Below are 25,117 nucleotides of genomic sequence, written 5' to 3'. Positions count from 1 at the left end.
TGTTACAAAAACCAATGAAAAAAAGACTTCATATAAGCAGCCGGATTTAATTATTAAAATCTCACCAACTGTTTACAAAAAGTCTTTTCAATGCAATATAAAAATGATTCTCAGAAACCTCCCGGTTAATCCACGTCTTCCTTCCAGGACATTCCTAAAGGAATAAGCCCGCCTTTCCACATAAAAGGCGGGCTTATTTCACATGATAGGCAAGCGGATATTCGCAATGACCAATGGGTCAGACCCTCTGCGTTTCTGCTTGATTCGGTTAAAATCCAGTTACGGCTTTTGGTATGGTGAACTCCACTGCGCCCATATATCCCGGCGCCACTGCATATTCATCAAATACAATTACGATTTCTCCATTCTCATTAAAGTAATAGCTTTCATCCCCGGTGATCTGCTTGAATTCATCCACGTAATCATCACCCGTATTATAGAAGTATATCTTGGAGTCATCCGCGGCCATCTGTTCTTCCATCTGTTTTTTTGATGTTATCACTGATCGCAGTAATATAGTCGGCCTTATCCTTCATCAGTTCCTTTAAAGACACCACATTTCCCGTTTCCTTATCAATGGTAAAAATCTTCACATACTCCGCTCCGCTGGCCATCACAACCGTTGTATTGATCCGCAGGGAAAGGTATTTATCGTTGTCTGTCACAACATCATAGCTGGAGGTTACGGAATAGTGGCCGTCTCCTGCCTGGTCTTCTGCCACCTGTTTTTCATATTGTGCAATCAGCTGATTGGCATAATCTTCAATGGAACGGTTCACTTTGTAGTTATCCTTTTCATTGATGGAAACCTTTGGAATATCTATTTTAGCCTCATAATTGTTATTGGCATCCTCAAAGGTACGGAATGTGACAACCTTTGCGATTGCACCTAAAACCGGGATTTCTTCCATTGCATTTGCAGTAACCGGGCTGGCATTTGCCATAATTACAATTGCTGCCATTGCAGCTGCCGCTGTTATTCCTGTTCTTTTTGTCATCTTCATCATCTTCGTTCTCCTCTTTTCTGTTTTTGCTCTCTCAATTCCTGCCGCCACACCTGCACGGGCAGCCTCCGGCACAGGAATATTATGGTATCTGTCTTTCATCCTTATCAGTTTTTCCTTATCATCGTGTTCCATATTAACTGCTCCTTTCTATCCTAAGTAACCTCCGGTTCCAGCACAATCTTCAGCTTCTTTAATGCCCGGTAGAGCCTTGCCTTGACAGTGCTCACATTCATTTGCAGAATTTCAGCAATTTCTTCCAGTTTCCATTCCTCCATATATTTTAAAATCACGATTGTACGGTCCTTTTCCTCTAAGGAACTTAAAAGCTCCAGGGGATCATCCTCCTTATAGCTGTCTTCATGGGGAATCTCCACCTCATCAAAGCTCACGCTTTCCTTTTTCTGTTTCCTTAAAAAGTCAATGGAGGCATTTATGACAATCCGGTGGATCCAGGTCGAGAGATAGATTTCTTCTCTCATTTTCCTGCATTCCTTTATTACCCGGTATGCGCTCTCCTGAACGATATCCAAAGCATCCTGCTCATTTTTTACATAACTGTACGCAAGCCGGTAATAGGATTCATAATTTTTAAGAAGGATCCGTTCTGCTTCTTCTTCAATCTTTTGTTTCATTTCTTCCTCCTCTCTGGGGTTCTATCTATTAGACGTATTATAACTCAAAAAAAGTTTCATTTTTTACAAAAAAGGAAAGACTCTCTGGAGCCTTCCCTTTTTTCAGCCATAAACATTACTCAAACCGTACAATTTCTTTTTTTAACCTCTTCATAATCTTTTTTTCCAGCCTGGATATATAGGACTGGGAGATGCCCAATAAATCCGCCACTTCCTTCTGGGTCATTTCCTCTCCTTCCTCATCCGTTAATCCAAACCGCAGTTCCACGATTTTTCTCTCCCTTGGGCTTAAACGGCTGATAGCGGTATTAAGCAGGTTCCGTTCCACCTCGGTTTCCAAATCCTTATAAATGACATCTTCCTCTGTTCCGAGAATATCTGATAAAAGGAGTTCGTTGCCATCCCAGTCCACATTTAAAGGCTCATCAATAGAGACCTCCATTTTGGTCTTGTTGTTCCGGCGCAGGTACATAAGTATTTCATTTTCAATGCAGCGGGAGGCATAGGTGGCCAGCTTGATGTTTTTATTGGGATTAAAGGTATTGATGGCCTTAATGAGCCCAATGGTACCTATGGAAATTAAATCCTCCACCCCAACACTGGTGTTATCAAACTTCTTCGCTATGTATACTACAAGACGGAGATTATGTTCAATCAATTCTGATTTTGCCCTCTGATCATCATCACTGCCAAGGAGTGCAATAATCTGCGCCTCTTTTTCATTGTCCAAGGGCGGAGGAAGGATGTCTGCTCCTCCTATGTAATGGATCTCCCCCTGTGACGGCATCATCAACGCTTTAAATGTTGGAATTGCCTTAAACTGAAAACGGTTTGGTACGGATACTTTTATAATCATGCGATACTCTCTCCTTTACATCATTCACTCACTCTTCATGCAAAAGCATCTGATATTCTCCACTTCTGGATAATGCTTTTTGCACACGGCCACTAACGGCCTCTCAATCACCTTCACTTCATCCCCTTGACGTACCTCCATCTCGTCTAAAAAGATTCCGGGCAGCACGCCGTCACTTTTCCCTACGCTTCCATAAGGAATGTAGATGACTTCCGACACGCTTTCGCAAAGCTCCCGGACAGCCTCATAGGTCACAACATGGACGGCCCGGCGGCTCACCGGTTCATACAGCCTGTTTCCTGTATCAAGCAGGGCCGTTACTACCTTTTTCTTTCCTCTGTAATGCATGGTAACTTCATAAAAATTGTTCTTTCCCTTTAGCATGGCGGAAATCTGTCGCAGAAGGCAGCGGATTCCAAAGTAAGTACCCGCTGCTAAAAAAATCAACCGGTAAAAGGGCATGGCTTCCTGACCATTTCCTCTAAGAATCTGTTCTATATAATAGCCGGCCTTCGTATGTTGATATAGGGCATCCATAATGCCTGCCGTTGTAACTGCAGCCAGATAAAGTGCGCCTACTGCTTTCCCTATTTCCTTTGGTCTTTTTACGTCGAAAGCCGTCATCACCATCAGGGTACTCACCACCAGATAGGTAATTACCATCTCAAGCCACAGGGGTAAAAATGGAAAGGCGGCAGCAAACACAGCCCAGGCTGCCCCCAAAATAGCCCCAAGAATCATTCTCCACCATATGAGACGATATTTCATCCCCCGTCTTACAATGGATAATACCAGAAAATCCATGGCAAAATTAGTTAAGAACAACACATCAATATACAGGTTTATTTCCGTCGCCGCTTTCACCTCCCGCCCTGTACGAACATTATAGCCAGTAAGCCATTCGGAATTTGTCAAAACCATGGGGATAATTCCAATTTTTTTATCGCCTTTTTCCATCCTGACACGGCATTTGCCGACAGATTCTTACAGACCACATGTTCCCCTTTTGTCCCTTCCTCCTCTCTTCCTGACAAATGGACAAAAATAGAAAAGGAGGCGTTCCCCGTGCTGTGCAACAAAAACAGCCTGACACAGCATATTCTGCCATGTTCGACTGTTTTTCACATTCTATTTAAGATTGTCGATTTTTCATGATGGGGGATTTAAGAGAGCTGGGAAAGCCTTTCCTTTACCTGATCCATCATCTGAGCATATTTCTCAAGCTTTGCCTTTTCCTCTTCGATTTTGGCCGCCGGAGCCTTGCTTACGAACTTTTCGTTGCTAAGCATGCCCCGGACACGGGCCAGCTCCTTGCTTAAGCGCTCTTCTTCCTTCTTTAACCGTTCTATTTCTTTTTCAATATCCACCAGTTCAGCAAACGGCATGCAGATGACAGCCTGATGAATGACCGCTGATACTGCATCGTCAGCTATGCCACTTTTATCCTTTTGTAAATATACTTCACCTGCATAACCCAGAGTAGCAAAAAAATACCTTGCTGCGTTCAAAGATATCAAGAATCTCCTGATTCTCAGAAACAACATAAACCTTGGCTTTCCTGCTTGGCGGAACGTTCATGGAAGTCCGTACGTTCCGGATTCCTCTTACAGCCTCCTTAATGGTCTCCACCGCATGCTCCTCAGTTTCAAAGTTCCAGTCTTTCTGATACTCCGGCCAGTTAGAAATCATGATGGACTCCTCTTCCTCCTGAAGGTTGCAGAAGATTTCCTCGGTGAGGAACGGCATATAAGGATGAAGAAGCTTTAAGGAGTTAATAAGCACGGTTTTAAGGGTCCAGATGGCCGCTGCCTTTGTCTTATCCTGGGTCTCCCAAAGCCTTGGCTTTACCATTTCAATATACCAGTCGCAGAATTCCTCCCAGATAAAGTCATAAACCTTTTGAAGTGCAATTCCCAGTTCATACTTATCCAGGTTTTCTGTTACATCCTTTGCAAGAGAGTTAACCTTGGACAGGATCCATTTATCCGCAAGGGTAAGCTCTGAAAGCTCTGCCTTTGCCTCCGGCGCTTTCTCTATATTCATCATAATGAAACGGGAAGCGTTCCATACCTTATTGGCAAAGTTCCTGCTGGCTTCCACACGCTCCCAGTAGAAACGCATGTCATTGCCAGGGGCATTGCCGGTGATCAGGGTCATACGCAGGGCATCGGCACCGTACTTTTCGATGACCTCCAGAGGATCGATTCCGTTTCCTAAGGATTTACTCATTTTACGGCCTTCGGAATCCCTTACCAGGCCGTGCATCAGTACCGTGTGGAAGGGAAGCTTTCCGGTATGCTCGATACCGGAAAATACCATGCGGATTACCCAGAAGAAAATAATGTCGTAGCCTGTAACCAGCACATCGGTTGGGTAGAAGTATTTTAAGTCCTCTGTTTCCTCCGGCCAGCCTAAGGTAGAGAAAGGCCAGAGAGCAGAGGAAAACCAGGTGTCGAGGGTATCCTCATCCTGAGTCAGATGGGCTCCGCCGCATTTGGGACATACTGTGGGAGCTTCTTTTGACACGATAATCTCCCCACACTGGTCACAATAATATGCCGGAATGCGGTGTCCCCACCAAAGCTGTCGGGAAATACACCAGTCACGGATATTTTCAAGCCAGTGAAGATATGTCTTATCAAATCTTTCCGGAACGAATTTCAGTTCTCCTGTTTTTAACGCCCGGATTGCCGGCTTTGCCATCTCTTCCATCTTGACAAACCACTGCTGCTTTACCATAGGCTCTACGGTGGCTTTACAGCGGTCATGGGTTCCTACCGCATGGGTATGGGGAGCCACCTTTACCAAAAGGCCCAGCTCTTCAAGGTCTTTTACAATGGCTTTTCTGGCCTCATAACGCTCCATGCCATGGTATTTGCTGCCGGGAAGGTTGATGGTGGCATCGTCATTCATGACGTTGATTTCAGGAAGGCTGTGTCTCTTTCCCACCTCAAAGTCATTGGGGTCGTGGGCCGGGGTGATCTTCACACAGCCGGTACCGAATTCCTTGTCTACGTAGGAATCTGCTACTACCGGTATTTCACGTCCTGTAAGGGGAAGCTCTAACATCTTGCCCATAAGGTCCTGATAGCGCTCATCTTCCGGATTGACTGCCACCGCGGTATCTCCAAGAAGGGTTTCAGGCCTGGTGGTTGCAATCTCCACAAACCTGCCTTCCTCTCCTACGATGGGATAATTGATGTGCCAGAAGAAACCATTCTGGTCCTCATGCTCCACTTCCGCATCAGAAATGGAAGTCTGGCATACCGGACACCAGTTTACGATACGGGAACCTTTATAAATATAACCTTTTTCATAGAGCCGGATAAAAACTTCCTGTACTGCCGCTGAACAGCCTTCATCCATGGTAAAACGCTCTCTGTCCCAGTCGGCAGAGGATCCCATCTTATGAAGCTGGTTGATGATCCTGTCGCCATAATCCTTTCTCCAGTCCCAGCATTTTTCCAGGAAGCCTTCCCTGCCCAGTTCTTCTTTGTCAATTCCCTGCTTCTTTAAGCTCTCAATGACCTTTACTTCCGTCGCAATGGCTGCATGGTCCGTGCCCGGCTGCCACAGGGCCTCGTAGCCCTGCATCCTCTTATAGCGGATCAGAATATCCTGCATGGTGTTGTCTAAGGCATGCCCCATGTGAAGCTGTCCCGTAATATTGGGAGGCGGCATTACAATGGTAAAGGGCTTTTTATCCTTGTTTGGTTCTGCATGAAAATACTTCTTATCCAGCCATTTCTCATAAAGCTTGCCTTCAATCCCTGCCGGATTATAAGTCTTCTCTAATTCTTTCATCATATTCTCCTTCCTGTGACATAAAAAAGCCCTCTGCATCCTTGGGATGCAAAGGGCGAATCAACGCGGTACCACCTTTATTCATATGGCAGGTTCTGCCATATCTCATATAGCCTGTAACGCAGCCACGCGTGAAAGCCTACTGAATCCTTAATTTTCAGCCTTCCGGTTCTGAAGCTACCTTCCGCATACACTTCCTTAACCGTCTTTCAGCCGGTGAACGGTTTTCTCTTTCAGGGTTATAAGCGTACTCCTCTTCTTCTCTACCTTTTCCTTATTATTGCCCATGCTCTTTGGGCATTGAGGTATACCCGCAGGGTGTTTCCTTATTATTGCCCATGCTCTTTGGGCATAAAGCTATACCCGCAGGGTGTTTTCTTATACCATGTAATGATAGTGGCTTTTTACAGATTTGTCAAGACATAATATTCCGGTATTCCTGTTTCCATCTCTGGATAAGCTCCCCGGCTCCCTGTAAACGCTTGATCGGGTCCTTTTGAAACAGCTGTTCAAGCTCTTTTAAGCTGTCTGCCTCAGCTGCCAGCGCTTCTGCCTTTTCCTTTTCTTCTTCGCATTCCTGCCTCATTTCATCTGTAATGAGAGCCTGGAACCGTTCATTTAACACCAGACCCGGATTCCACTGGGCCAGATGACATATTCTTTTTAAGACCTCAGCATTTTTCACCAGATCAAAGGATTTCTGGTAGGCCTGGCAGGCTTTGTCAGTCATAAACAGTCTGGCATAGGCTGCTCCCAGATTATTATAAATTTTAGCCCGAAAGGCGTCATCCCCCCGGTTCCCTTTTGGAAGATCCAGGATCTGACCGTATTCTGCGATTGCTTTTCCATATTGCTTTCTGGCGAACAGGTAATCCGCCTTTGTCTTTAAAAAACTCCTGGGCAGGCATCCGGCGGTATGCAGTCAGACTCTGCCGGAACCGGCTGACCTCAGAAGCAGTATAGTAATCACATTCGTGAAGGATCGTCACAAGAAGCTCATCCGGTTCCTCTCCGCTTTCCCGCCATTTTTCCAGCTTGGCAGCCAGAAAGGCCATATCCAGATCCTCTCTGATAAACTGGATCAGGCTATTATACAAATTGGTCCATGACCAAAAGGGGATTATTATAAATCACATAGCACAGCTCCTGGGAGGAAAACAGGCGGATTCCCAGGCCTTCAAAATAGAAGGGGTGTTTGACCGGCTCCTGCCGGCAAAGAATCAGACTCATAGCATAACCTCTTGCCTTATCACGCATCCGTGGCCGGGAATATTTCACCAAAGCCCTTGTCCTTTAGTACTACTGCCATGGTTTTTTTCATCCAGAAACCCAAAGCTGATCCCTATCCTCAGGTTTTTGTCCTTCCGGTCCGGAAATCCTTCCAGCGGGATCTTTACCAGCCGTTTCTGCTTTGGATCCATGGGAGTTACCATAAATTCCACATAATCCTGATGATCTACAATTAAATCCACGCTGCTCTTTGCCTCATACCAGCTGTCCCCGGCAGCAGCTACAACCAGCTGGCTTTCCCGTTCCTTATGAAGTACCTTCATGGAAATGGTGGAATGAAGCCGCCCTTCGCAGATGCAGGTAAAGGGATAGGAGGTCTTTTCCTGAAGGTAATCCATTCCCTTAAAAGCCGCGCCCCTGGCAAACAGCTCCGGCTCCATATATACCTTCCTCCGGGAGCAGAGTATCTTCATGGAATCTCCCGCCCAGTCGTGGCGCTCAAAGCCTTTCCCGTCAGAAATACAGATGAAAATAATTTCTTCTGGAGAAGCCTGTCCGCGCAGGAGCTTAAAATCTTATCCGCCAGCTTTCCTCCGGAAGGCGTATCTAAAATATCCAGATTAAAGCTTTCCTCCAAAGCCTCATCCTCCGCGATCACCACCATCTTCCGAAGGCCTCTCTGTACCTTGAGCTCATGATAGTGAAAAGAGTCTTCCGATAAGTCAAATGCACCTACCTGATTGCTCCAAACCTCTTTTTTTCTGGCTGAGGACATAGTATACAAAGCTTTCCGTATGGCTTATGATATGCACCCGTTCCCTGGGAATCTCCAGGTAATCCGCGCAATACATAAGGGCATCCATCAGCTTTGCGTCCACCTTCTGCAAGGTGATCACCAGCTGTTTCACCTCATCGCAGAAAAATTCTTCCATAGGAAGCTTTAATATTTTCTTTAAAAACATTTTCAAAAGGTCAAGACCTTCATATTTGGTTCCGCCCAGGGTAGCGGTTCCTTCTTTCCTAACCATTTTTATCAGCTTGTCTACAATGATGCCCTCGCCTACAAGAGTATAAGCATAAGCCTCTTCTCCTACAAACCAGGCATCTTCATCCTTTTTCCTGCAGATCACTGTAGGAAAACACCATGATTTTTCCCTGTCATGGCAGCATATGCGGGTATAGGCATCGCAAAGGTCAAGCCCTATTATCAGTCCGTCCATTGACAGCCCCCTTATCTTACATCAGTGGAAATAATTCTTCCGCAGCAGCATTTTTCTTTAAATACTCCTGCATCCGATTTTTGAGCCCGTTTTCATCCTTTAAGCTTAAGGACAGACTCATTTCATTTAAGCAGGCAAACCTGCTGTCCGAAGCCTCCCGGGAGACCCCTGTGTCGCAGCTGACGCTGCCTTCTTTTTTTTAAGACCCATGCTTCTTCTATCAGCTCTCTCACCTGATATTCCATGATCTCGCCTTCAAACAATATCTTCTGCTTGACGAAAATCCCCTGGTACATCCGGGGAATATCCTCACTGTGGAATTCTTCTTCATCAGGAAGAATCCTGACCTGCAATTCCACCTTGGAATCCCGGTCACCGCAGTACTGGACCATGGCTTTATCCATAATATCCTCCGGCATGGGAACATATTTTGACAGGGCCTTAAAATACGGGAACACAAGACCTTCTTCCAAAAGGAAGGAAACCGTATTCCGGCACAGCTTCTGCTGCTCTTCATCAAGCGCAGGAAGTTCAGAATAATACTTTGTTATGGCCAGCAAATAAATGGTGGGCAGACGGCCTTTTACAGAAGCTGCCTGGACCGTTCCTTCCAGATATGCAAAAACCTTTTCCTCCGGCTCCTTATCCTCCATAAAGTATTCTGTACATTTTATGGTAAAATAAGCCTTTACGATCATATCACCGGTTTCCTTGCGGTTCCGGTAAAGGCCAAACACCTTGTCAAGCTTTGAGCTGCATCCGGAAAACATCATCTGTGCAGTCAGACGCTCTTCCAGGTCATATGTCTCCACATGCTCGGAAACGCCCTTCATAAGCACCTGATACATCTGATCCGTTAATCCGTTAAAATGCTCGCACAAGTAGTCAAGGATCACGCCGTCACTTTTTCCTTCTTTGAAAACATCGTAAGCCAGATGCAAAAGCAAAGGATCCTCGTCAAACAGGTTCTTAAGTATCATTTTCGTGCACAGCTCGTAAAGCCGCTCCGTCCGGGTTCCTTCGCTGCCGAATTCCCGGATCATTAAAAACGCCTCTTCCATGTGGTTGTTATGGATGAGCGTATCGCAGACGCTTATCCGCTCTTCCATGGAAAGAACCTTTTTATCCAGCTTAAGCAGATACCCGGCTCCTTCCTCTCCCTCCTGACCGTCAGAAGCCTGCCTGCTGTAAAACTCAATGACCTTGGAAAGAAGCAGCTTTTGATAAAGAGGCCGCAGCTTCTTATCATCCAATGTGCCTTCCAGGATCTTTACTTCTTCCAAATCCGAGGCTCCGTCAGCCAGAATCCTTTCACATGCCCGAAGCCGGAGCATGGAATGCTCCGGATACACTTCAAAGCAGCGCTCTTCCAGCTCCGGGCGGTCCATGACCGGCTCCTTTTTATAGGGAATGGTAGCATACCGGTTGCCAAAAGCATCCTGGAAAAGCAATATGCTGTGTTCCGAAAACAAGGGCACATAGGCAACGCCATTATCAAGAAGGAATGCATCCTCCTCTGTCATTTCCTCATAGCAGACAACGACATACTTCATCTTTTTATTGCTGCATTCCACCCGGTAGGACCGGAGAATAGAGGGCAGCACCTTTGCCATGGGAAGGTCGATCACATCCTTTAGTATCATCCGCTCATAAATCCCGGCCAGCTGCTTATCGATCCTTGATTCAAACAGCTGCTCCGTAGCAAACTTCTCGATGGTCCGCTCATAGGCCTGATACAGCGGGTCGATGGGTTCTAAATAAACCAGGACATTCTTATAAAGGACAGCCCTGCTGTGGAGATCCAGCTCATTTCCTCCATAGGAAAAATAAAGAAGCACTTCCTTTGGAAGGAGATAACAGTAATTTCCCGGCAGAGCATACAAATAATATTCATACAGACGGGTCAGGCTGATTCCTGCCTTTACCCCTTTCTCGTACCAGGCAAAGGCCTCTGCCATGCGGCATTCCCCTTTGATTAACAGGGCGCAGATCGCCTCAAGCACCTCTTTTATGGGATACTCCTCATAAAGCTTAACCAGCATCCGGTATTGAAGCCTGTTAAAATGCTTTTCCGCCAGGGTAAGCCTGGATACGGCAACAGCCAGCTTTTGATCCACAATCCCTTTTCCGGCGCAGTGGGAAAGGATCTGAAGCTCCATAGGACCTATGGCCCTTATGATCTCCGGTGAACGGTTCAGCACCCTGCAGCCCCATACATAGAAAAACGGGCTTCTGACGCCATATGAAACTGCTTTTTCATCATGGACAGCAAGGCCGGAAGATTCTCAAAAAGCTTGTCATCCAGTTTCATAAGCAGCAAAAAAAGCCAGAAAAGCCGTCTGTCTTCTTCCAGATATTTTTTCATGAGGCGGATCAGGGATTCCTTTTGATACTCATCCGGCTGTACCTTTAAACGCAGGTACTGGTAATAACAGTAAATCTCCCTTTTTTCCTGACGTTCCCTAAGGATTTCATCCCTGCACTCGTCAAGGAGCAGCGCCGCCTTGGAAGGATTTCCCTGTCCAAGGAATATCTCCGTACGGAGCAGCTTAAGAAGACTGCTTTCACCCTTCATCAGTTCTATCTCATCAAGGGCCTTTCCCATCTCATCATATAAAATATTTATGTCCTTCTGCCCGTATTCTTCTTCCAGGCGAAGCCGCAAAAACCGGCTGAAGGCTTCTTTTGCAAAAGCGTTTTCTGCGGATACCCCTCCTCCAGGGTTATTGACCGCCATAACGGGGATAACAAAGCGTTCTTCGATTCCGGTAATGAGAATTCTTCCGGAATTCTCTCCCTGATGCATGCGTTCCGGATTGACCAGAAAGGCTGCCCTGCATTCCTCTCCTTCAAAATCCTGTTCTCCGATGTTTTTCTTTGGCAGCTCTATAAAATCACAATCCGTTGTAACTTCCAGGTTCACATAGCCCCAGCCGCTTCGCTTTATGACCACCCAGTCTGTTACAACTTCCTCCAGTTCTCCAAATCTCCGCTCCCCGGTTTCCGCCCATAGCTGGACAGGCTTTTTTTACCTTTAAAGCGGTCAGAAACTCTTCCAGTTCCTTTCTTCTGTCAGGCCTTCCTTTTAATCCGTCGTAGACGCCCTTACATGCAGGTCCTGCATAAATGGAGCCGTGGCAAAATCCCGGTACTCAAACAAACGAAGAGCTGTGTCCATATCCTTTTTTTTGCAGTATCTGCAAAATCTTCTGCTGTCTTTAAATCACTCAGCGCTTTCCCTGACGTGCTCAGTTCCACGCAAAAAGAATAAGGGACTTCTCTCTCGCCGCCATTGGTAACCAGATAAAAAGAGCCCTTAATCACATCTCCATCTTCCAGGTAACTACTGTTTATCTCATAGACCAGATGGTTATATGTTCCGCCAAACGCTCCGCTTATGAGTCTGACACGGAAGTTAGACGAATATGCAAGTCCTTTTATATGTAAATTATTCTCACTGGTAACGACAAGTTCCCGCCTGGTGGCTCCGCCTGAACGGACCACATCATCAATTTCCCACGGCGTCACCTTAATCTTTGGAATCTCTGAATCAATGATGCCCTTTGCCAGCCTGTTGATCCGTTCTCTCATAGTACCACCTGTATCGTTAATTTCCTTATCTTATTAGCTTGTTTTAATTCAATTTTATCTTCACTTGCATTGCAAGTCCAGATAAACTGTATTCTAACATATTTTCTATTGATTTAAAACCCTAAAATTGGTATGATAAAATAAAAAACTGTGAAAAAGGGATGAACGATCATGACAAACAATGAAAAAGCGTTATCACTGCACGAAAAATGGAAGGGAAAACTGGAAATAACTTCCAAAGCAAAGGTAAAAAGCAGGGAAGATCTGGCTCTTGCTTACACTCCAGGCGTAGCGGAACCCTGCAAGGTTATTGCCGAAAATCCAGAGGCTGCCTACAAATATACCATCAAGTCAAACACCATTGCTGTTGTTTCTGATGGAAGCGCAGTTCTTGGACTTGGCAACATCGGTCCCCTGGCCGCCATGCCGGTCATGGAAGGAAAAGCAGTGCTGTTTAAGGAGTTCGGGGGAATCAATGCCATCCCGATCTGTCTGGATACCCAGGACACCGAGGAGATCATAAGGACCGTGGTAAATATTGCGCCTGCTTTCGGCGGGATCAATCTGGAGGACATCTCCGCTCCCCGCTGTTTTGAAATCGAAGAACGGTTAAAAGAGCTTCTTGATATCCCTGTATTCCATGACGACCAGCACGGAACGGCCATAGTAGTTCTTGCAGGCATTATAAACGCCTTAAAGGTAACCGGAAAGGTAAAAGAGGAATGCAAGGTCGTTGTAAACGGCGCAGGCTCTGCAGGAATCGCCATTACAAAACTTCTTCTGACCTATGGCTTTACCCATGTCACCATGTGTGACCGCGTGGGAATCCTGGCAAAGGGCATGGAAGGCTTGAACTGGATGCAGGAAAAGATGATGGATGTGACGAATCTGGAAGGAACACGCGGTTCTTTGGCAGATGCATGAAGGGCAGTGATATTTTCGTAGGAGTATCCGCCCCTGGAATCGTTACGGAAGAAATGGTCGCTTCCATGAATCCTGACGCTATCCTGTTTGCCATGGCAAACCCGGTTCCTGAGATCATGCCTGATCTTGCAAAAGCGGCCGGAGCAAAAGTGGTGGGAACCGGAAGATCAGATTTTCCAAACCAGGTCAATAATGTAGTTGTGTTCCCAGGCATCTTTAAAGGTGCATTGGAAGGAAGAGCTGCCGCTATTACAGAAGAAATGAAGCTTGCTGCCGCATCTGCTATTGCTGGCCTTGTAGCGCCTTCAGAACTGAACGAAGACAATATCCTGCCTGAAGCCTTTGACCCACGTGTTGCATCTGTCGTGAGCCAGGCAGTCAAAAATCATATCCGTCAGTAAAAACATGGTGGATTCAGTGAACAGTTGCTTTCACTATCCTTGAATTTACGACGCAGCAAGCGCATCACTTGAGGTATCCCCTTACAGGGATACCTCAATGCCCAGAAAGCGTGGGCAAGAAAGAGGTAACACTGCGGGTATACCTTTATGCCCAAACAACATGGGCAGGAAAGAGGTAACTATGCTGTCAGAACCTATGACCCTGTACAAACTTATGATTTTATACATGCTTAAACAGGTTAATTTCCCCCTGACAAGCGCACAACTGTCTAACTTTTTTTCTGGAGCACGAATATACCACATATTTTACGCTCAATCAGGCATTGAATGAACTGCTGGAGGCCAGACTACTTAATGTGGAAACTAACCACAACAGCAGCCGGTACGAAATTACCAAGGAAGGGGAAGAAACCCTTTCCTTTTTCGGTAGCAAAATTTCACCGGCAATCATTAATGATATGGATGAATATTTAAAGGAGAACAAGTTCCGGCTCCGCAACGAGGTAGGCGTAACTGCTGATTTCTACAAGTCCACAAGCCATGATTACATTGTCCACTGCCAGGTCCGGGAAGGGAAAAGCTGCCTGATAAACTTAGAACTGTCTGTACCGGACAAGGATCAGGCGGAAATCATGTGTGATCACTGGAAATCAAAGAGTCAGGAAATTTATGCATTTGCCATGAAGGCATTGATGAGCGGCTCTTAATATTTCATCCAGCAGAAACATAAGGGGGATTCATCTTGAATAAAATTCAGACAAAGAAAACATTGTTTCCAAAAATAAACGACCAATGTCAGCTTCATATAAAACAATTTAAGAAAAAAAAGTTCCGTTTTAAGGTAAGGCTGTTTTTAACCATTATTCTTCCAATTATTATTTTTGCGGTTTCCATCAAAGCAGCAAAAACCTTTATCCGGATCAAAGTACGAAATCTTTTTGCTAAACCGGTTCATGACAGTGTATCTGATAAGCCGGAAGTGCCGGTTCCCGTACAGGGAGTGCCGGTTGAAGAGGAAATCATTCATCCTCAGCGGGTTTCTGATGCTCCCAAATAAAATTTATACCAGCGCCCATTTCCCATATCAAAAAGAGGAGTAATAAAAAAATGATTGTAGTTGATTTTACCAGGGAACATATTAACAAGGCAAACGAACTGGCACTTACCAGCTACAAAGAAGAACTTTGTCAGGTGCCAGCTTTGCCAAATGTTGATGCATTCCCTGACTTGACCTATTTTGCCGATAACGGTCTGGGTGTTGCAGCATTTGAAAATGGTGAAATGGTTGGATTTCTGTGCAGCATTATGCCATTTGACAATGCGTTTCAATCTACTGGCGTGAGGGGTGTGTTTTCTCCCATGTGGGCCAATGCGGCAACGTTTAAGAACAGGGCAGATATTTATGCTGCCATGTATCAGGCTGCTGCCCGCAAGTGGGTGGGTGCAGGCGCAGTCAGTCATGGGATCTGCCTATATGCACATGACGAAATTGCACAACAGCAATTTTTCAAATACGGCTTTGGCCTGCGCTGCGTCGATTCAATCCGCCCTATGGAACCATTTAATTGCAGGATTTGTGAAGAATACAAGTTTTCAGAACTTGCATCAAGTGAGTATCCCTTAGCATATTCACTTGATTTATTGTTAAACAAACATTGTAATAACAGCCCTTTTTTTATGAACCGCAAACAAGAAACATGTGAAACATTTTGCGAAACATGTGTGAGAGATCATGAACGATGTTTTGTTTCTCAATACCAGGGCAAAATATGCGCTTATTTAAAAATATCGGAATCTGGTGAAACCTTTATTACTGAGAATCCTAATTACCGCCACATCACTGGCGCCTTTTGTCTTGAAGAGCATCGAGGCAAAGGAGTATATCAGAGTCTTCTGAATTATGTAATAAAAACTTTGAAAGCAGAGGGTTACACCCACCTTGGCGTAGACTTTGAGAGCATCAATCCAGCAGCATATGGTTTTTGGTCAAAATATTTTGCAGCTTATACCCATGGCGTTGTGCGCCGTATTGATGAAAGGATTTTGTCAGAGGGTTCTCACTTTAATTAACGTGAAAAAACCATATAAAATGGTATTCATATGGAATTGCAAAAAGCTGATTCAGTGTCATAATCCTGAATCAGCTTTTTCTTATCCATGCATAAACCGGTTTAAAAATTCTTTTGTTGAATTTTTCTTTGGATTGCCAAATATATCGGCCGGAGCGCCTTCCTCTTCAATGACGCCGCCTGCCATATAGACCACGCGGCTAGACACGTCCCTGGCAAATGCCATTTCATGAGTCACGATGATCATGGTAAGGCCTTCCTTTGCCAGAGTCCTCATGACCGCAAGCACTTCTCCTACCATCTGTGGATCCAGCGCGGAAGTCGGCTCATCAAACAAGAGGATCTCCGGTTCCATTGCCAGAGCTCTTGCAATGGCCACCCTCTGCTTCTGTCCGCCGGAAAGCTGCTTTGGCTTTGCATTGATGTATGGAGCCATGCCTACCTTCTCCAGATACATCATCGCTTTCTTCCTGGCTTCTTCCTTATCTTTTTTTCAGCACCTTGACCTGGCCTACCAGACAATTTTCCAAAACAGTCATATTATTAAACAGATTAAAGCTCTGGAACACCATGCCTACTTTGGTACGGTAGGAAGGAACGTTCATTTTCCGGTCTGTAATGTCTACATCGTGGTATAGGATCTCGCCTGTGGTGGGAGTCTCCAGCAGGTTGATACAGCGCAGCAGCGTTGACTTTCCGGAACCTGAGGCTCCGATGATGCAGGTCACATCTCCAGCATTGACAGAAAAATCAATGTCCCGTAGCACCACATTGGTCCCAAAGGTCTTGCTTAAATGATGAATCTCTAAAACTTTTCCGCCTGTCATTTATTTATCCTCCTTCTCTTTGGGATCTGGGAATTTTACCAGGCCGCTGGTATAAGCCAGAGTATCCGTGGTCGCCAGATCGTAGCTGTCAGGACCATCCATCCTCTTCTCCCAGTAACGGAGGATTCTGGAGCAGGTAAAGGTCAGGATAAAATAAATGACCATGGTAATGCCAAATGCTTCAAAATAGGTATAATACGCGCCAGCAACACCTTTTGTGGCATAGAACAGCTCCACCACGCCGATGACAGAAAGCACGCAGGTATCTTTAATGTTGATAATCAGGTTATTGCCGATCTGAGGCATGATATTGCGCAGCGCCTGAGGCATGATAACGTTGATCATGGTCTGAAAGTGGGTCATACCAATGGCCTTTGCGCCCTCGGTCTGTCCCGGATCAATGGAAAGGATTCCGCCTCTCACGGTCTCAGCCATATAGGCTCCTGTATTAATGGATACAATGAAATAGGCAGCAAAAACAATGGACATGTTAATGCCAAACAGCACGGAAGAGCCGTAGAATATAAACATGGCCTGAACCATCATGGGAGTTCCGCGGAATACCTCTACATAAATATTTAAAATTATTTTTACTAGCTTTAATAAAAACCCTTTTATGGGATTGTCACTTTTTAATACCGGAATTGTCTGGATAATTCCTACGGCAAAACCAATGATGCAGCCGATGAATGTACCGACAATGGCGATTGCCATTGTCTTTCCTGCCCCGCTTAAAAAGGAAGGGCCATAATGCTGCAGTATAAATACAATTCTTCCAAAAAAATCTGATGGCAAAGACATATACTACCTTCTCCTTCTCGTACTTCGTGGAAACAGAACAAGCGGCACGAAATAAGAACACTCTTGTTCCGTGCCTGCAAGTCCTGATTCTATTCTTTATTCCCGTGAAGGCAGTAAGCCAAGGTCAAACCTGATTGCCCTTGGCGGCTGCCTATGGGTATTTTACCTGAATTACTTTGATAATGGCTGAACGGATATTGCTTCTTCCATCATCTTATCAAAGTCATCCTTGCCCATTTTGGCAAGTACTCCGTTCATGGCATCCTTTAATTCCGTATTTCCCTTCTTCAATGAGATGCCAATGTTGACATCTTCATCAGAAACCTTAAACTCGCCCTCTGTTCCGGTGAAATCAAGGAGCTTGAAGTCAGGATAAGCAACCAGCGCTGCCTGGCCGGTAGGCTTGTCTGTTACCACCAGGTCGCATCTGCCGGAGCTTAAGGATACCAGCATGGCCGGTGCGGATTCCTGGGCAGGCTGAATATCTGCATTCGGAACCTGAGGCAGGCAGTTGTCATACCAGATGGTATTTAACTGGGAAGTAGCAGTTGCCCCGGAAAAATCGGCAACACTCTTTGCATTCTCATACTTGCCTCCGGCTTTCACCAGGGCAACAATGGTTGCATAGTAGTAAGGATCTGTAAAATCAACGGACTGCATACGTTCTGCTGTAACGGACTGACCGGCAATGACACAATCAACCTTTCCGGACTGAACTGCAGGAACAAGAGAATCCCAGTCCAGCTTAACAATCTCCAGTCCATAGCCCAGCTCATCGGCAATCTTCTTAGCATCATGACGTCATAGCCATAAGCGTAATCAGAGCTTCCGGAAATAGGAACGGCTCCGTTAGCATCTGTGGGCTGAGTCCAGTTGTACGGTGCGTAGCTGCACTCCATGGCAACCTTTAACACCTTTTTATCTCCTGCTTCCTTGCCGGCTGACGTGCCTGTGGCAGTATTTCCGTCTCCGCAGGCAGTCAGAAAGGACGCTGCCAGGGTTGCTGCCATAAGAGTTGATACGATTTTTCTTATTGTCTTTTTCATAACTGTTTTCTCCTCTTCCTACCAGAATGAACTCTATGTAATAAATAGGTTCATTATAAAAAGATTTTTACTCATTGTCAAGACTATTTACGGATTCTGAAATTATCTCCCATATTTCTTCCCTGCCCTGCTTGGTTTCAGCGGAAAATGGAATGACAATCACATCACTTCCGATTCCGAGCCCTGTGCGGAGGGTTTTTAACGATTTCTGCACCTGGCTCCTCTTGATCTTGTCCAGCTTGGTGGCAATGATGATAGGCTGGTAGCCGTTGTATACGACCCAGTCGTACATGGTCTTATCATTCTCAGAAGGCTCGTGGCGGATATCAATCAGCAAAAACACACACCGGAGCATGGGGGACTTATGAAGATAGTTTTCTATCATTTTCCCCCATTTTGCCTTTACTTCCACAGATACCTTGGCATAGCCGTAGCCCGGAAGATCCACATAGTATAAAGCATCGTTGATGTTGTAGAAATTAATGGTCTGGGTCTTCCCCGGCTGGGACGAGGTTCTTGCAAAGGATTTGCGGTTCATCAGGGCGTTTATGAGAGAAGATTTTCCCACATTGGACTTGCCTGCAAAGGCAAACTCCGGTTTTGTATTCTCCGGAAGCTTGCTGGTTATTCCGCACACAGTCTCCAGCTCTACTGTTTTAATGATCATATGGTTTCCTCTTTCCTGCCCACGTTCTTTGGGCATAAAGGTATACCCGAAGGGTGTTTCCTCTTTCCTGCCCATGCTTTTTGGGCATAAAGGCCGCTTTTGGGGCATAATGACATACCTGTAAAGGCATTTTCTATTTCTGGATGAAAGCTTCTTTTAAAACCTCAGACATGTTCTTCACATATATGATTTCAAGGTCTCCGATGATCTCCTCTGACAGTTCTGCAATATCCGGGCGTTCCTGTCCGGAACCAGAACCTTCTCTATGTGGGCCATACGGGCAGCCAGGATCTTTTCCTTAAGGCCTCCGATAGGCAGAACACGGCCGCGAAGTGTAATCTCTCCGGTCATGGCCACCCTGGCATTTACCTTCTTATTGGTAACTGCGGACAGCATGGCCGTTGCCATGGTGATTCCTGCCGACGGGCCATCCTTTGGTACGGCTCCTTCCGGAATGTGAAGGTGGATATCATGTTTTTCAAAATAATCATCCTTTACCTTAAATTCCGGGCAAACCGACCTGACATAGCTTAAAGCCGTCTGGGCGGATTCTTTCATGACATCGCCCATCTGTCCGGTCATCTGAAGGGTTCCCTTTCCCGGCATGACATTGACCTCGATCTGAAGAGTATTTCCTCCGACGCTGGTCCACGCAAGGCCTCTTACGATTCCCACCTGGTCTTCCTCGTTTGCATCTTCAAACTGTACCTTTTCCTTGCCTAAATATTTCTCCAGATTATTTTCCGAAATCTCTATGGTAATTTTTTCATCTTCCAGAAATTCTCTTGCAGCTTTTCTGAAAACAGCCCCGATCCGCCTTTCCAAATTCCTGACGCCGGCCTCTCTGGTATAGTGATGAATGATCTTTTCAAGAGCCTTGTCCGATATGGACACCTGCTTTTCGGTAAGTCCATTCTTTTCCCGCTGCTTTCTTACTAAGTAATTCTTTGCAATATGGAATTTTTCATTCTCCGTATAGCTATTTACTTCAATTACTTCCATACGGTCCAGAAGCGGCCCAGGTATGGTGGTCGTGGTATTTGCCGTTGCAAGGAACAGCACATTGGATAAATCAATGGGAATCTCTACATAATGGTCCCTGAATTTCACATTCTGTTCGCTGTCAAGCACCTCCAGAAGGGCGGAAGAAGTATCACCCTTATAATCGCTGCTGACCTTGTCGATTTCATCAAGAAGCATTAATGGATTGCTGACTCCAGCCTGCCTTAAGGCCTCCACAATCCTGCCTGGCATGGCGCCCACATAGGTTTTCCGGTGTCCGCGTATCTCCGCTTCATCCCGGATTCCTCCCAGGCTGATTCTTACATACTCCTTATTTAATGCCTTTGCCACTGATCTGGCAATGGAAGTTTTTCCTGTTCCAGGAGGTCCTACCAGGCAGATGATGGGACTGGAGCCTTTTTTGGTCAGCACACGGACTGCCAGATACTCCAGAATCCGCTCCTTTACCTTTTCAAGGCCGTAATGATCCTCATTTAAGATATCCTCTGCATGAGTGATGCTGTTATTATCCTTAGAAAGCTTTTTCCATGGAAGCTCCATGACTGTCTCAAGGTACATGCGGACCACATTGGCTTCCTGGCTTCCTCCAGGCATGGCCTTAAAGCGGTCAATTTCCTTCTGGATCTTATCCTTAGTCTCTTTATCTGCCTTTAAGGCCTTAAGCTTTTTCAAGTAATCATCTGCATCAGACAGAGGGTTGTCTTCTCCCAGTTCCTCACGGATCACCTTAAGCTGCTCCCTTAAGATATAATCCTTTTGGTTCTTGTCGATCCGTTCCTTTACATGGGACTGTAATTCCCGCTTTACCCTTGTGACCTCGATCTCCGTTATCAGCTGCTTCATGACCAGCGCATACCGGTCCTCCAAAAGAGCGCTTTCAAGCACCTGCTGGCGTACCCGGTAATCCCAGGAAAGCTGTACGGCAATCTGATCCAAAAGCTCGCCAAGGTCTGTCAGTACCATAAGATTGGGAAGTACTTCCTTTGCAATCCTGGGATTTTCCTTGCCGTATTCCTCCAGCTTTTCCTGAATGATCTGGATCATAGCCTGTTTGGTGATATATTCAATGGAATCATCTGCTTCCAGGGTCTTTATCACCTCTCCCACCAGCATGGGTTCCTCACTGTCAAGAGTTAAGAGCTCCACCCGTTCCACGCCTTCCACCATAACGCGGATCACATTACTAGGCAGCTTTACAAGCTGCTTGATGAGAGCCACTGTGCCGACCTGATACAAATCCTCGATTCCAGGGTCAGCTTCCTCAGAATTCTTCTGGGTAACCAGACATACCTTCTGGTCTCCTACCATCGCCTTCTCCACAGCCGCAATGGATTTTGTCCGGCTGATGTCAAAATGCAGCATCATTTTGGGAAGAACAGTCATGCCTCGCAGGGCGATAACTGGCATTGTGATTGTCTTATCCACCATTGTGTTCTCTCCTTTGCATTCAAAAAGGTGTTCCAGCAGATTTTTCTCGCTGTAACACCTTCCCGACTCATGCAGGGACCTATGCGATCTCGCCTGTCTTATCTTTTCTTAACTTCTGAGCCAGTGATTTTCTGGGAACTGCCGTGTCCCGATAAATCAGCTCCGGCTCACCCTTTTTATCTACAACATCCCTGGTAATCGTGCAGATTCCAATGCTGCTGTCAGATGGAATTTCGTACATCAAATCCATCATTACGCTTTCCATAATGGAACGCAAGCCTCTGGCGCCTGTTTTCCTCTCCACTGCCAGCTCAGCGATCCGCTCAACCGCTTCTTTTGTCAGCTCAAGTTTCACATCATCCAGTTCAAACAGCTTTTGATACTGTTTGACCAGGGCATTCTTCGGTGCTGTCAAAATCTTCACAAGTGCTTCCCGGTCCAGGAGCTCCAGGGATACGGTAATCGGCACCCGGCCGATAAACTCCGGTATCAGTCCGAATTTCACCAGATCCTGGGGAAGGGTCTTTTTCAGAAGATCATCAATATCCGTCTTATTCTTATCTACGATTTCCGCATTAAAGCCGATGGAGCCAGCGCTTAACCGGCGTTCAATGATTTTTTCCAATCCATCAAAGGCGCCGCCGCAGATGAACAGAATGTTGGTCGTATTAATTTGTAAAAGTTCCTGGTGGGGATGCTTTCTTCCACCCTGGGGCGGAACACTTGCGACCGTGCCTTCCAGGATCTTTAAAAGAGCCTGCTGTACGCCTTCACCGGAAACGTCCCTGGTAATGGACACATTTTCCGACTTCTTTGTTATTTTATCAATCTCATCAATATAGATAATTCCATATTCAGCCCTGCTGATGTCATAATCAGCCGCCTGAATGAGTTTTAAAAGGATGTTCTCCACGTCCTCGCCCACATAACCGGCTTCTGTAAGAGCGGTGGCATCTGCAATGGCAAACGGAACATTTAAGACCTTTGCCAACGTCTGCGCAAGATAGGTTTTACCGGAGCCGGTAGGACCTAACATCAGAATATTGCTCTTTTGCACATCCACATCCATTTTCTTTCTGGAAGTGATTCTTTTGTAGTGGTTATAGACTGCTACAGACAATACCTTTTTTTGCGTTATCCTGACCAATGACATAATCATCTAAAAAAGCCTTGATTTCTTTTGGCTTCATCAGGTTAATATCACCAAAATCAGGTCCTTCATCCTCATGGCTGTCAAATTCTTCCTCTAATATCTCTGCGCACAAATCAATGCATTCGTCACAGATGTAGACATTATTGGAACCGGCAATGAGTTTCTTTACCTGATCCTGAGTCTTCCCGCAAAAAGAGCATCGGATCTTGTCGTCTGTTCTGACCGGCATATACACACCTCATTCTTTCCTAATTCTTGCCCACGCCCTCTGGGCAGTGCCCACCCCGCTTGATCGGGCTAAAGGGATGCCCGCAGGGTGTTTCCTATCAATTGTCCTGGCTGCTTAGGCGTAAAGGTTTATCGGTCATGGCTGTAGATGATATCATCGATCAAGCCATATGCCTTCGCCTCTTCCGCACTCATATAATTGTCACGTTCCGTATCACGTTCAATGACCTCATAAGGCTGACCAGTATTTGCGGACAGGATTTCATTTAAACGCTTCTTTATCTTCAGTATATTCTCAGCTACGATCCGGATCTCAGTGGCCTGGCCCTTTGCTCCGCCGGATGGCTGATGAATCATAACCTCCGCATTTGGAAGAGCGAACCGTTTTCCCTTTGCTCCGCCGGCCAGCAGAAATGCTCCCATGCTGGCTGCCATGCCCATACAAACAGTAGAAACATCACATTTAATATAGTTCATGGTATCATAAATTGCCATGCCTGCGGTAACGGAACCACCGGGGCTGTTGATATAGAGGTTGATATCCTTATTCGGATCCTCTGCCTCTAAAAACAACAGCTGGGCCACAACAAGGCTTGCTGATACATCGGATACCTCTTCCCCAAGGAAAATGATCCTCTCCTTAAGAAGTCTGGAATAAATATCGTAAGAACGTTCGCCCTTACTGGTTGATTCAATGACATAAGGTACTAAACTCATCTGTCTTCCTCCTGTCTGTTCTTTCCTATATTCGCCCTGTTTTGCCGGGCGTAAAGGGATACCCCCAGGATATCTCTTATCAAAGCGGAATAGACTCCGGACAAAAATGCCAGGAATCTATTCAGGTAATACTTCTTAAACTAATTTTGCTTCTGCAACAAGAAAATCTACTGCTTCCTGAACTGCCAGATCTTCCTTCATCTGCTGGATGCCGTTCTCTCCAAGAGATTCCTTCACCAGAGAGACCTCCATCTTATAAGCTTCTGCCATGCTTGCGATTTCTTTCTCAACCGCTTCATCAGAAGCTGTAATGTTCTCTGCCTTTACAACTGCTTCCAGTACCAGTCTTGTCTGGATTCTCTTAAGAGCCTGTGGCTTCATCTGCTCTTTTAAGGACTGAAGAGTCATGCCTGTAAATTTCATATACTGGTCAAGAGACAGGCCCTGGCTCTGCATTCTTCTTGCATAGTCATTGACCATGTTGTTCACCTGGCTGTCGATCATCGGCTCAGGAATCTCCATGGCAGCATTCTCAACAACCTTCTCTACCACACGGTCTTCGTTCTCTGTTGCCGCTTCTTTCTCTTTTCTTGAAGCAACCTTTTCCCTGATGTCGTTCTTGTACTCTTCCAATGTCTCAAATTCAGAAACTTCGCTTGCAAACTCGTCGTTTAACTCAGGAAGTTCTTTTTTTCTTAATTTCCTTTACAGTCACCTTAAATAATGCAGGCTTTCCTGCCAGTTCTGTTGCATGGTACTCATTTGGGAAGGTTACGTTGACATCACACTCTTCGCCGATGTTCTTGCCGATTAACTGCTCTTCAAAGGTATCAATGAAGGAATGGGAACCAATGGTAAGAGGATAATCCTCACCCTTTCCGCCTTCAAATGGCTTTCCGTCTACAAAACCTTCAAAATTGATAACAGTCTGGTCGCCATCCTCTACGGCTCTGTCCTCTACGGTGATCAGTCTGGAATTCTGTTCCTGAACTCTCTTTAATTCAGCATCAATATCTTCCTCGGTCACTTCAGCAGTTGACTTGGTCACTTCTAATCCCTTATACTCGCCAAGAGTCACTTCCGGCTTAACTGCAACTGTTGCAGTATAGATCAGGGTCTTTCCCTTTTCTACCTGTACAATGTCAATTTCAGGTCTGGAAACAATGTCCAGTCCGCTTTCTTCTGCTGCGTCGCCATAGGTTGCGTCAAGAGCCTCATTTACTGCATCTTCATATAAAATACCTGCTCCATACATCTTCTCAACCATGGCCTGAGGAGCTTTCCCTTTTCTGAAACCAGGGATATTGAATCTGCCCTTATTCTTATTGTAAGCTGCGGTAAGAGCCTTGTCAAACTCTTCCGCCGACACTTCTACCGTTAATTTTGCCATGTTCTTTTCTAATTTTTCTACTTGTAAACTCATTAAAGGGTTCCTCCTTGAAATATATGTGAACCGCCAAATCAACAGGGCGTTACACTTCAATTTAGCATTA

17 protein-coding genes, 10 pseudogenes and 1 other annotated feature are annotated in these 25,117 nt (G+C 45.7%); of the genes and pseudogenes, 4 read left to right on the top strand and 23 right to left on the bottom strand.

Going from position 1 to position 25,117, the window contains the following annotated elements; all coding sequences use genetic code 11:
- Window positions 1–268: 268 nt before the first annotated feature.
- The 15 genes and pseudogenes from JCM10519_RS28265 to JCM10519_RS28220 all read right to left on the bottom strand — a co-directional run bounded on the left by JCM10519_RS28265 (window position 269) and on the right by JCM10519_RS28220 (window position 12,340).
- Window positions 269–469, bottom strand: coding sequence for an RsiV family protein (locus JCM10519_RS28265; RefSeq protein ID WP_347843652.1), 201 nt, complete (start codon window positions 467–469; stop codon window positions 269–271).
- Window positions 456–1,139, bottom strand: coding sequence for a DUF4163 domain-containing protein (locus tag JCM10519_RS09065; protein ID WP_347843651.1), 684 nt, complete (start codon window positions 1,137–1,139; stop codon window positions 456–458). Before JCM10519_RS09065 ends, JCM10519_RS28265 begins: the two co-directional genes overlap by 14 nt.
- Before the next feature lie 20 nt (window positions 1,140–1,159).
- Window positions 1,160–1,639 carry a sigma-70 family RNA polymerase sigma factor gene (locus JCM10519_RS09060; protein WP_054738699.1) on the bottom strand — a complete coding sequence of 160 codons (480 nt, stop codon included), beginning with the start codon at window positions 1,637–1,639 and terminating at the stop codon, window positions 1,160–1,162.
- A 115-nt stretch (window positions 1,640–1,754) separates the two neighbouring features.
- Window positions 1,755–2,495, bottom strand: a complete 741-nt coding sequence (sigE, locus tag JCM10519_RS09055; protein WP_054738697.1) for an RNA polymerase sporulation sigma factor SigE — start codon at window positions 2,493–2,495, stop codon at window positions 1,755–1,757.
- 24 nt (window positions 2,496–2,519) lie between these two features.
- On the bottom strand, window positions 2,520–3,452 hold the full coding sequence (locus JCM10519_RS09050; RefSeq protein WP_347843650.1) for a sigma-E processing peptidase SpoIIGA: 933 nt from the start codon (window positions 3,450–3,452) through the stop codon (window positions 2,520–2,522).
- 206 nt (window positions 3,453–3,658) lie between these two features.
- Window positions 3,659–6,299 (bottom strand): annotated as a pseudogene (locus JCM10519_RS09045) (valine--tRNA ligase).
- Window positions 6,300–6,347: 48 nt separating this feature from the next.
- Window positions 6,348–6,572: a binding site (T-box leader), on the bottom strand.
- A gap of 142 nt (window positions 6,573–6,714) precedes the next feature.
- Window positions 6,715–7,029: a hypothetical protein gene (locus JCM10519_RS28260; RefSeq protein ID WP_347843649.1), complete on the bottom strand. Its 315-nt coding sequence runs from the start codon at window positions 7,027–7,029 to the stop codon at window positions 6,715–6,717.
- Window positions 7,030–7,084: 55 nt separating this feature from the next.
- On the bottom strand, window positions 7,085–7,354 hold the full coding sequence (locus JCM10519_RS28255; RefSeq protein WP_347843648.1) for a hypothetical protein: 270 nt from the start codon (window positions 7,352–7,354) through the stop codon (window positions 7,085–7,087).
- A 34-nt stretch (window positions 7,355–7,388) separates the two neighbouring features.
- Complete coding sequence (locus tag JCM10519_RS28250; RefSeq protein WP_347843647.1) at window positions 7,389–7,529, bottom strand: hypothetical protein; 141 nt, start codon at window positions 7,527–7,529, stop codon at window positions 7,389–7,391.
- A gap of 44 nt (window positions 7,530–7,573) precedes the next feature.
- Window positions 7,574–8,304, bottom strand: a pseudogene (locus JCM10519_RS28245) (DUF5716 family protein).
- Window positions 8,252–8,749 (bottom strand): DUF5716 family protein, encoded by a 498-nt coding sequence (locus JCM10519_RS28240; RefSeq protein ID WP_347843646.1) that lies wholly within the window; start codon window positions 8,747–8,749, stop codon window positions 8,252–8,254. Before JCM10519_RS28240 ends, JCM10519_RS28245 begins: the two are co-directional and overlap by 53 nt.
- 16 nt (window positions 8,750–8,765) lie before the next feature.
- Window positions 8,766–8,882 (bottom strand): annotated as a pseudogene (locus JCM10519_RS28235) (DUF5717 family protein); the annotation flags it as partial.
- Window positions 8,872–9,729, bottom strand: a complete 858-nt coding sequence (locus JCM10519_RS28230; protein ID WP_347843698.1) for a DUF5717 family protein — start codon at window positions 9,727–9,729, stop codon at window positions 8,872–8,874. The pseudogene JCM10519_RS28235 and the gene JCM10519_RS28230, both read right to left, overlap by 11 nt.
- A gap of 39 nt (window positions 9,730–9,768) precedes the next feature.
- Window positions 9,769–11,726, bottom strand: a pseudogene (locus JCM10519_RS28225) (DUF5717 family protein); the annotation flags it as partial.
- Window positions 11,727–11,854: 128 nt separating this feature from the next.
- Window positions 11,855–12,340: a DUF5717 family protein gene (locus JCM10519_RS28220; protein ID WP_347843645.1), complete on the bottom strand. Its 486-nt coding sequence runs from the start codon at window positions 12,338–12,340 to the stop codon at window positions 11,855–11,857.
- A gap of 171 nt (window positions 12,341–12,511) precedes the next feature.
- Between JCM10519_RS28220 and JCM10519_RS09025 the strand changes: the two are divergent.
- From JCM10519_RS09025 to JCM10519_RS09010, 4 genes and pseudogenes are all read left to right on the top strand, one after another.
- Window positions 12,512–13,665, top strand: a pseudogene (locus JCM10519_RS09025) (NADP-dependent malic enzyme).
- A gap of 181 nt (window positions 13,666–13,846) precedes the next feature.
- A pseudogene (locus JCM10519_RS09020) lies at window positions 13,847–14,372 on the top strand (DUF4364 family protein).
- Window positions 14,373–14,407: 35 nt separating this feature from the next.
- On the top strand, window positions 14,408–14,722 hold the full coding sequence (locus tag JCM10519_RS09015; protein ID WP_054738695.1) for a hypothetical protein: 315 nt from the start codon (window positions 14,408–14,410) through the stop codon (window positions 14,720–14,722).
- 50 nt (window positions 14,723–14,772) lie between these two features.
- Window positions 14,773–15,735, top strand: coding sequence for a GNAT family N-acetyltransferase (locus JCM10519_RS09010; RefSeq protein ID WP_054738693.1), 963 nt, complete (start codon window positions 14,773–14,775; stop codon window positions 15,733–15,735).
- An 81-nt stretch (window positions 15,736–15,816) separates the two neighbouring features.
- On the opposite strand, the pseudogene JCM10519_RS09005 reads toward JCM10519_RS09010, so the two are convergent.
- From JCM10519_RS09005 to tig, 8 genes and pseudogenes are all read right to left on the bottom strand, one after another.
- Window positions 15,817–16,561, bottom strand: a pseudogene (locus JCM10519_RS09005) (amino acid ABC transporter ATP-binding protein).
- Entirely contained in the window at window positions 16,562–17,362 is an 801-nt protein-coding gene (locus tag JCM10519_RS09000; RefSeq protein WP_054738690.1) for an ABC transporter permease subunit, read from the bottom strand. It lies immediately after the preceding pseudogene.
- 171 nt (window positions 17,363–17,533) lie between these two features.
- Window positions 17,534–18,106: a transporter substrate-binding domain-containing protein gene (locus JCM10519_RS08995; protein ID WP_347843697.1), complete on the bottom strand. Its 573-nt coding sequence runs from the start codon at window positions 18,104–18,106 to the stop codon at window positions 17,534–17,536.
- A 369-nt stretch (window positions 18,107–18,475) separates the two neighbouring features.
- Window positions 18,476–19,075 (bottom strand): ribosome biogenesis GTP-binding protein YihA/YsxC, encoded by a 600-nt coding sequence (gene yihA, locus JCM10519_RS08990; protein WP_054738807.1) that lies wholly within the window; start codon window positions 19,073–19,075, stop codon window positions 18,476–18,478.
- Between the two features lie 133 nt (window positions 19,076–19,208).
- Window positions 19,209–21,526 (bottom strand): annotated as a pseudogene (lon, locus tag JCM10519_RS08985) (endopeptidase La).
- Window positions 21,527–21,605: 79 nt separating this feature from the next.
- Window positions 21,606–22,908, bottom strand: a pseudogene (gene clpX / locus JCM10519_RS08980) (ATP-dependent Clp protease ATP-binding subunit ClpX).
- A gap of 128 nt (window positions 22,909–23,036) precedes the next feature.
- A complete protein-coding gene (gene clpP / locus JCM10519_RS08975) occupies window positions 23,037–23,624 on the bottom strand; it encodes an ATP-dependent Clp endopeptidase proteolytic subunit ClpP (protein WP_054738687.1) in 588 nt (195 codons plus the stop codon).
- A 135-nt stretch (window positions 23,625–23,759) separates the two neighbouring features.
- Window positions 23,760–25,047 (bottom strand): annotated as a pseudogene (gene tig / locus JCM10519_RS08970) (trigger factor).
- Between the last annotated feature and the right edge of the window lie 70 nt (window positions 25,048–25,117).

The sequence above is a fragment of the Clostridium sp. NkU-1 genome (genome assembly GCA_001312405.1).
Note: the sequence above shows the minus strand (reverse complement) of the source record. Positions and strands in the feature narration are given on the sequence as shown.

Excerpts from the sequence above, each read along its gene's own strand:
- JCM10519_RS28260 (WP_347843649.1), bottom strand. The coding sequence starts at position 7,029 with ATGACTGACAAAGCCTGCCAGGCCTACCAGAAATCCTTTGATCTGGTG.
- JCM10519_RS28255 (WP_347843648.1), bottom strand. The coding sequence starts at position 7,354 with ATGGCCTTTCTGGCTGCCAAGCTGGAAAAATGGCGGGAAAGCGGAGAG.
- JCM10519_RS28220 (WP_347843645.1), bottom strand. The coding sequence starts at position 12,340 with ATGAGAGAACGGATCAACAGGCTGGCAAAGGGCATCATTGATTCAGAG.
- JCM10519_RS28240 (WP_347843646.1), bottom strand. The coding sequence starts at position 8,749 with ATGGACGGACTGATAATAGGGCTTGACCTTTGCGATGCCTATACCCGC.
- JCM10519_RS09065 (WP_347843651.1), bottom strand. The coding sequence starts at position 1,139 with ATGGAACACGATGATAAGGAAAAACTGATAAGGATGAAAGACAGATAC.
- JCM10519_RS09000 (WP_054738690.1), bottom strand. The coding sequence starts at position 17,362 with ATGTCTTTGCCATCAGATTTTTTTGGAAGAATTGTATTTATACTGCAG.
- JCM10519_RS09060 (WP_054738699.1), bottom strand. The coding sequence starts at position 1,639 with ATGAAACAAAAGATTGAAGAAGAAGCAGAACGGATCCTTCTTAAAAAT.
- sigE (WP_054738697.1), bottom strand. The coding sequence starts at position 2,495 with ATGATTATAAAAGTATCCGTACCAAACCGTTTTCAGTTTAAGGCAATT.
- yihA (WP_054738807.1), bottom strand. The coding sequence starts at position 19,075 with ATGATCATTAAAACAGTAGAGCTGGAGACTGTGTGCGGAATAACCAGC.
- JCM10519_RS28250 (WP_347843647.1), bottom strand. The coding sequence starts at position 7,529 with ATGAGTCTGATTCTTTGCCGGCAGGAGCCGGTCAAACACCCCTTCTAT.
- JCM10519_RS28230 (WP_347843698.1), bottom strand. The coding sequence starts at position 9,729 with ATGATACTTAAGAACCTGTTTGACGAGGATCCTTTGCTTTTGCATCTG.
- JCM10519_RS09050 (WP_347843650.1), bottom strand. The coding sequence starts at position 3,452 with ATGGAAAAAGGCGATAAAAAAATTGGAATTATCCCCATGGTTTTGACA.
- JCM10519_RS09010 (WP_054738693.1), top strand. The coding sequence starts at position 14,773 with ATGATTGTAGTTGATTTTACCAGGGAACATATTAACAAGGCAAACGAA.
- JCM10519_RS28265 (WP_347843652.1), bottom strand. The coding sequence starts at position 469 with ATGGCCGCGGATGACTCCAAGATATACTTCTATAATACGGGTGATGAT.
- clpP (WP_054738687.1), bottom strand. The coding sequence starts at position 23,624 with ATGAGTTTAGTACCTTATGTCATTGAATCAACCAGTAAGGGCGAACGT.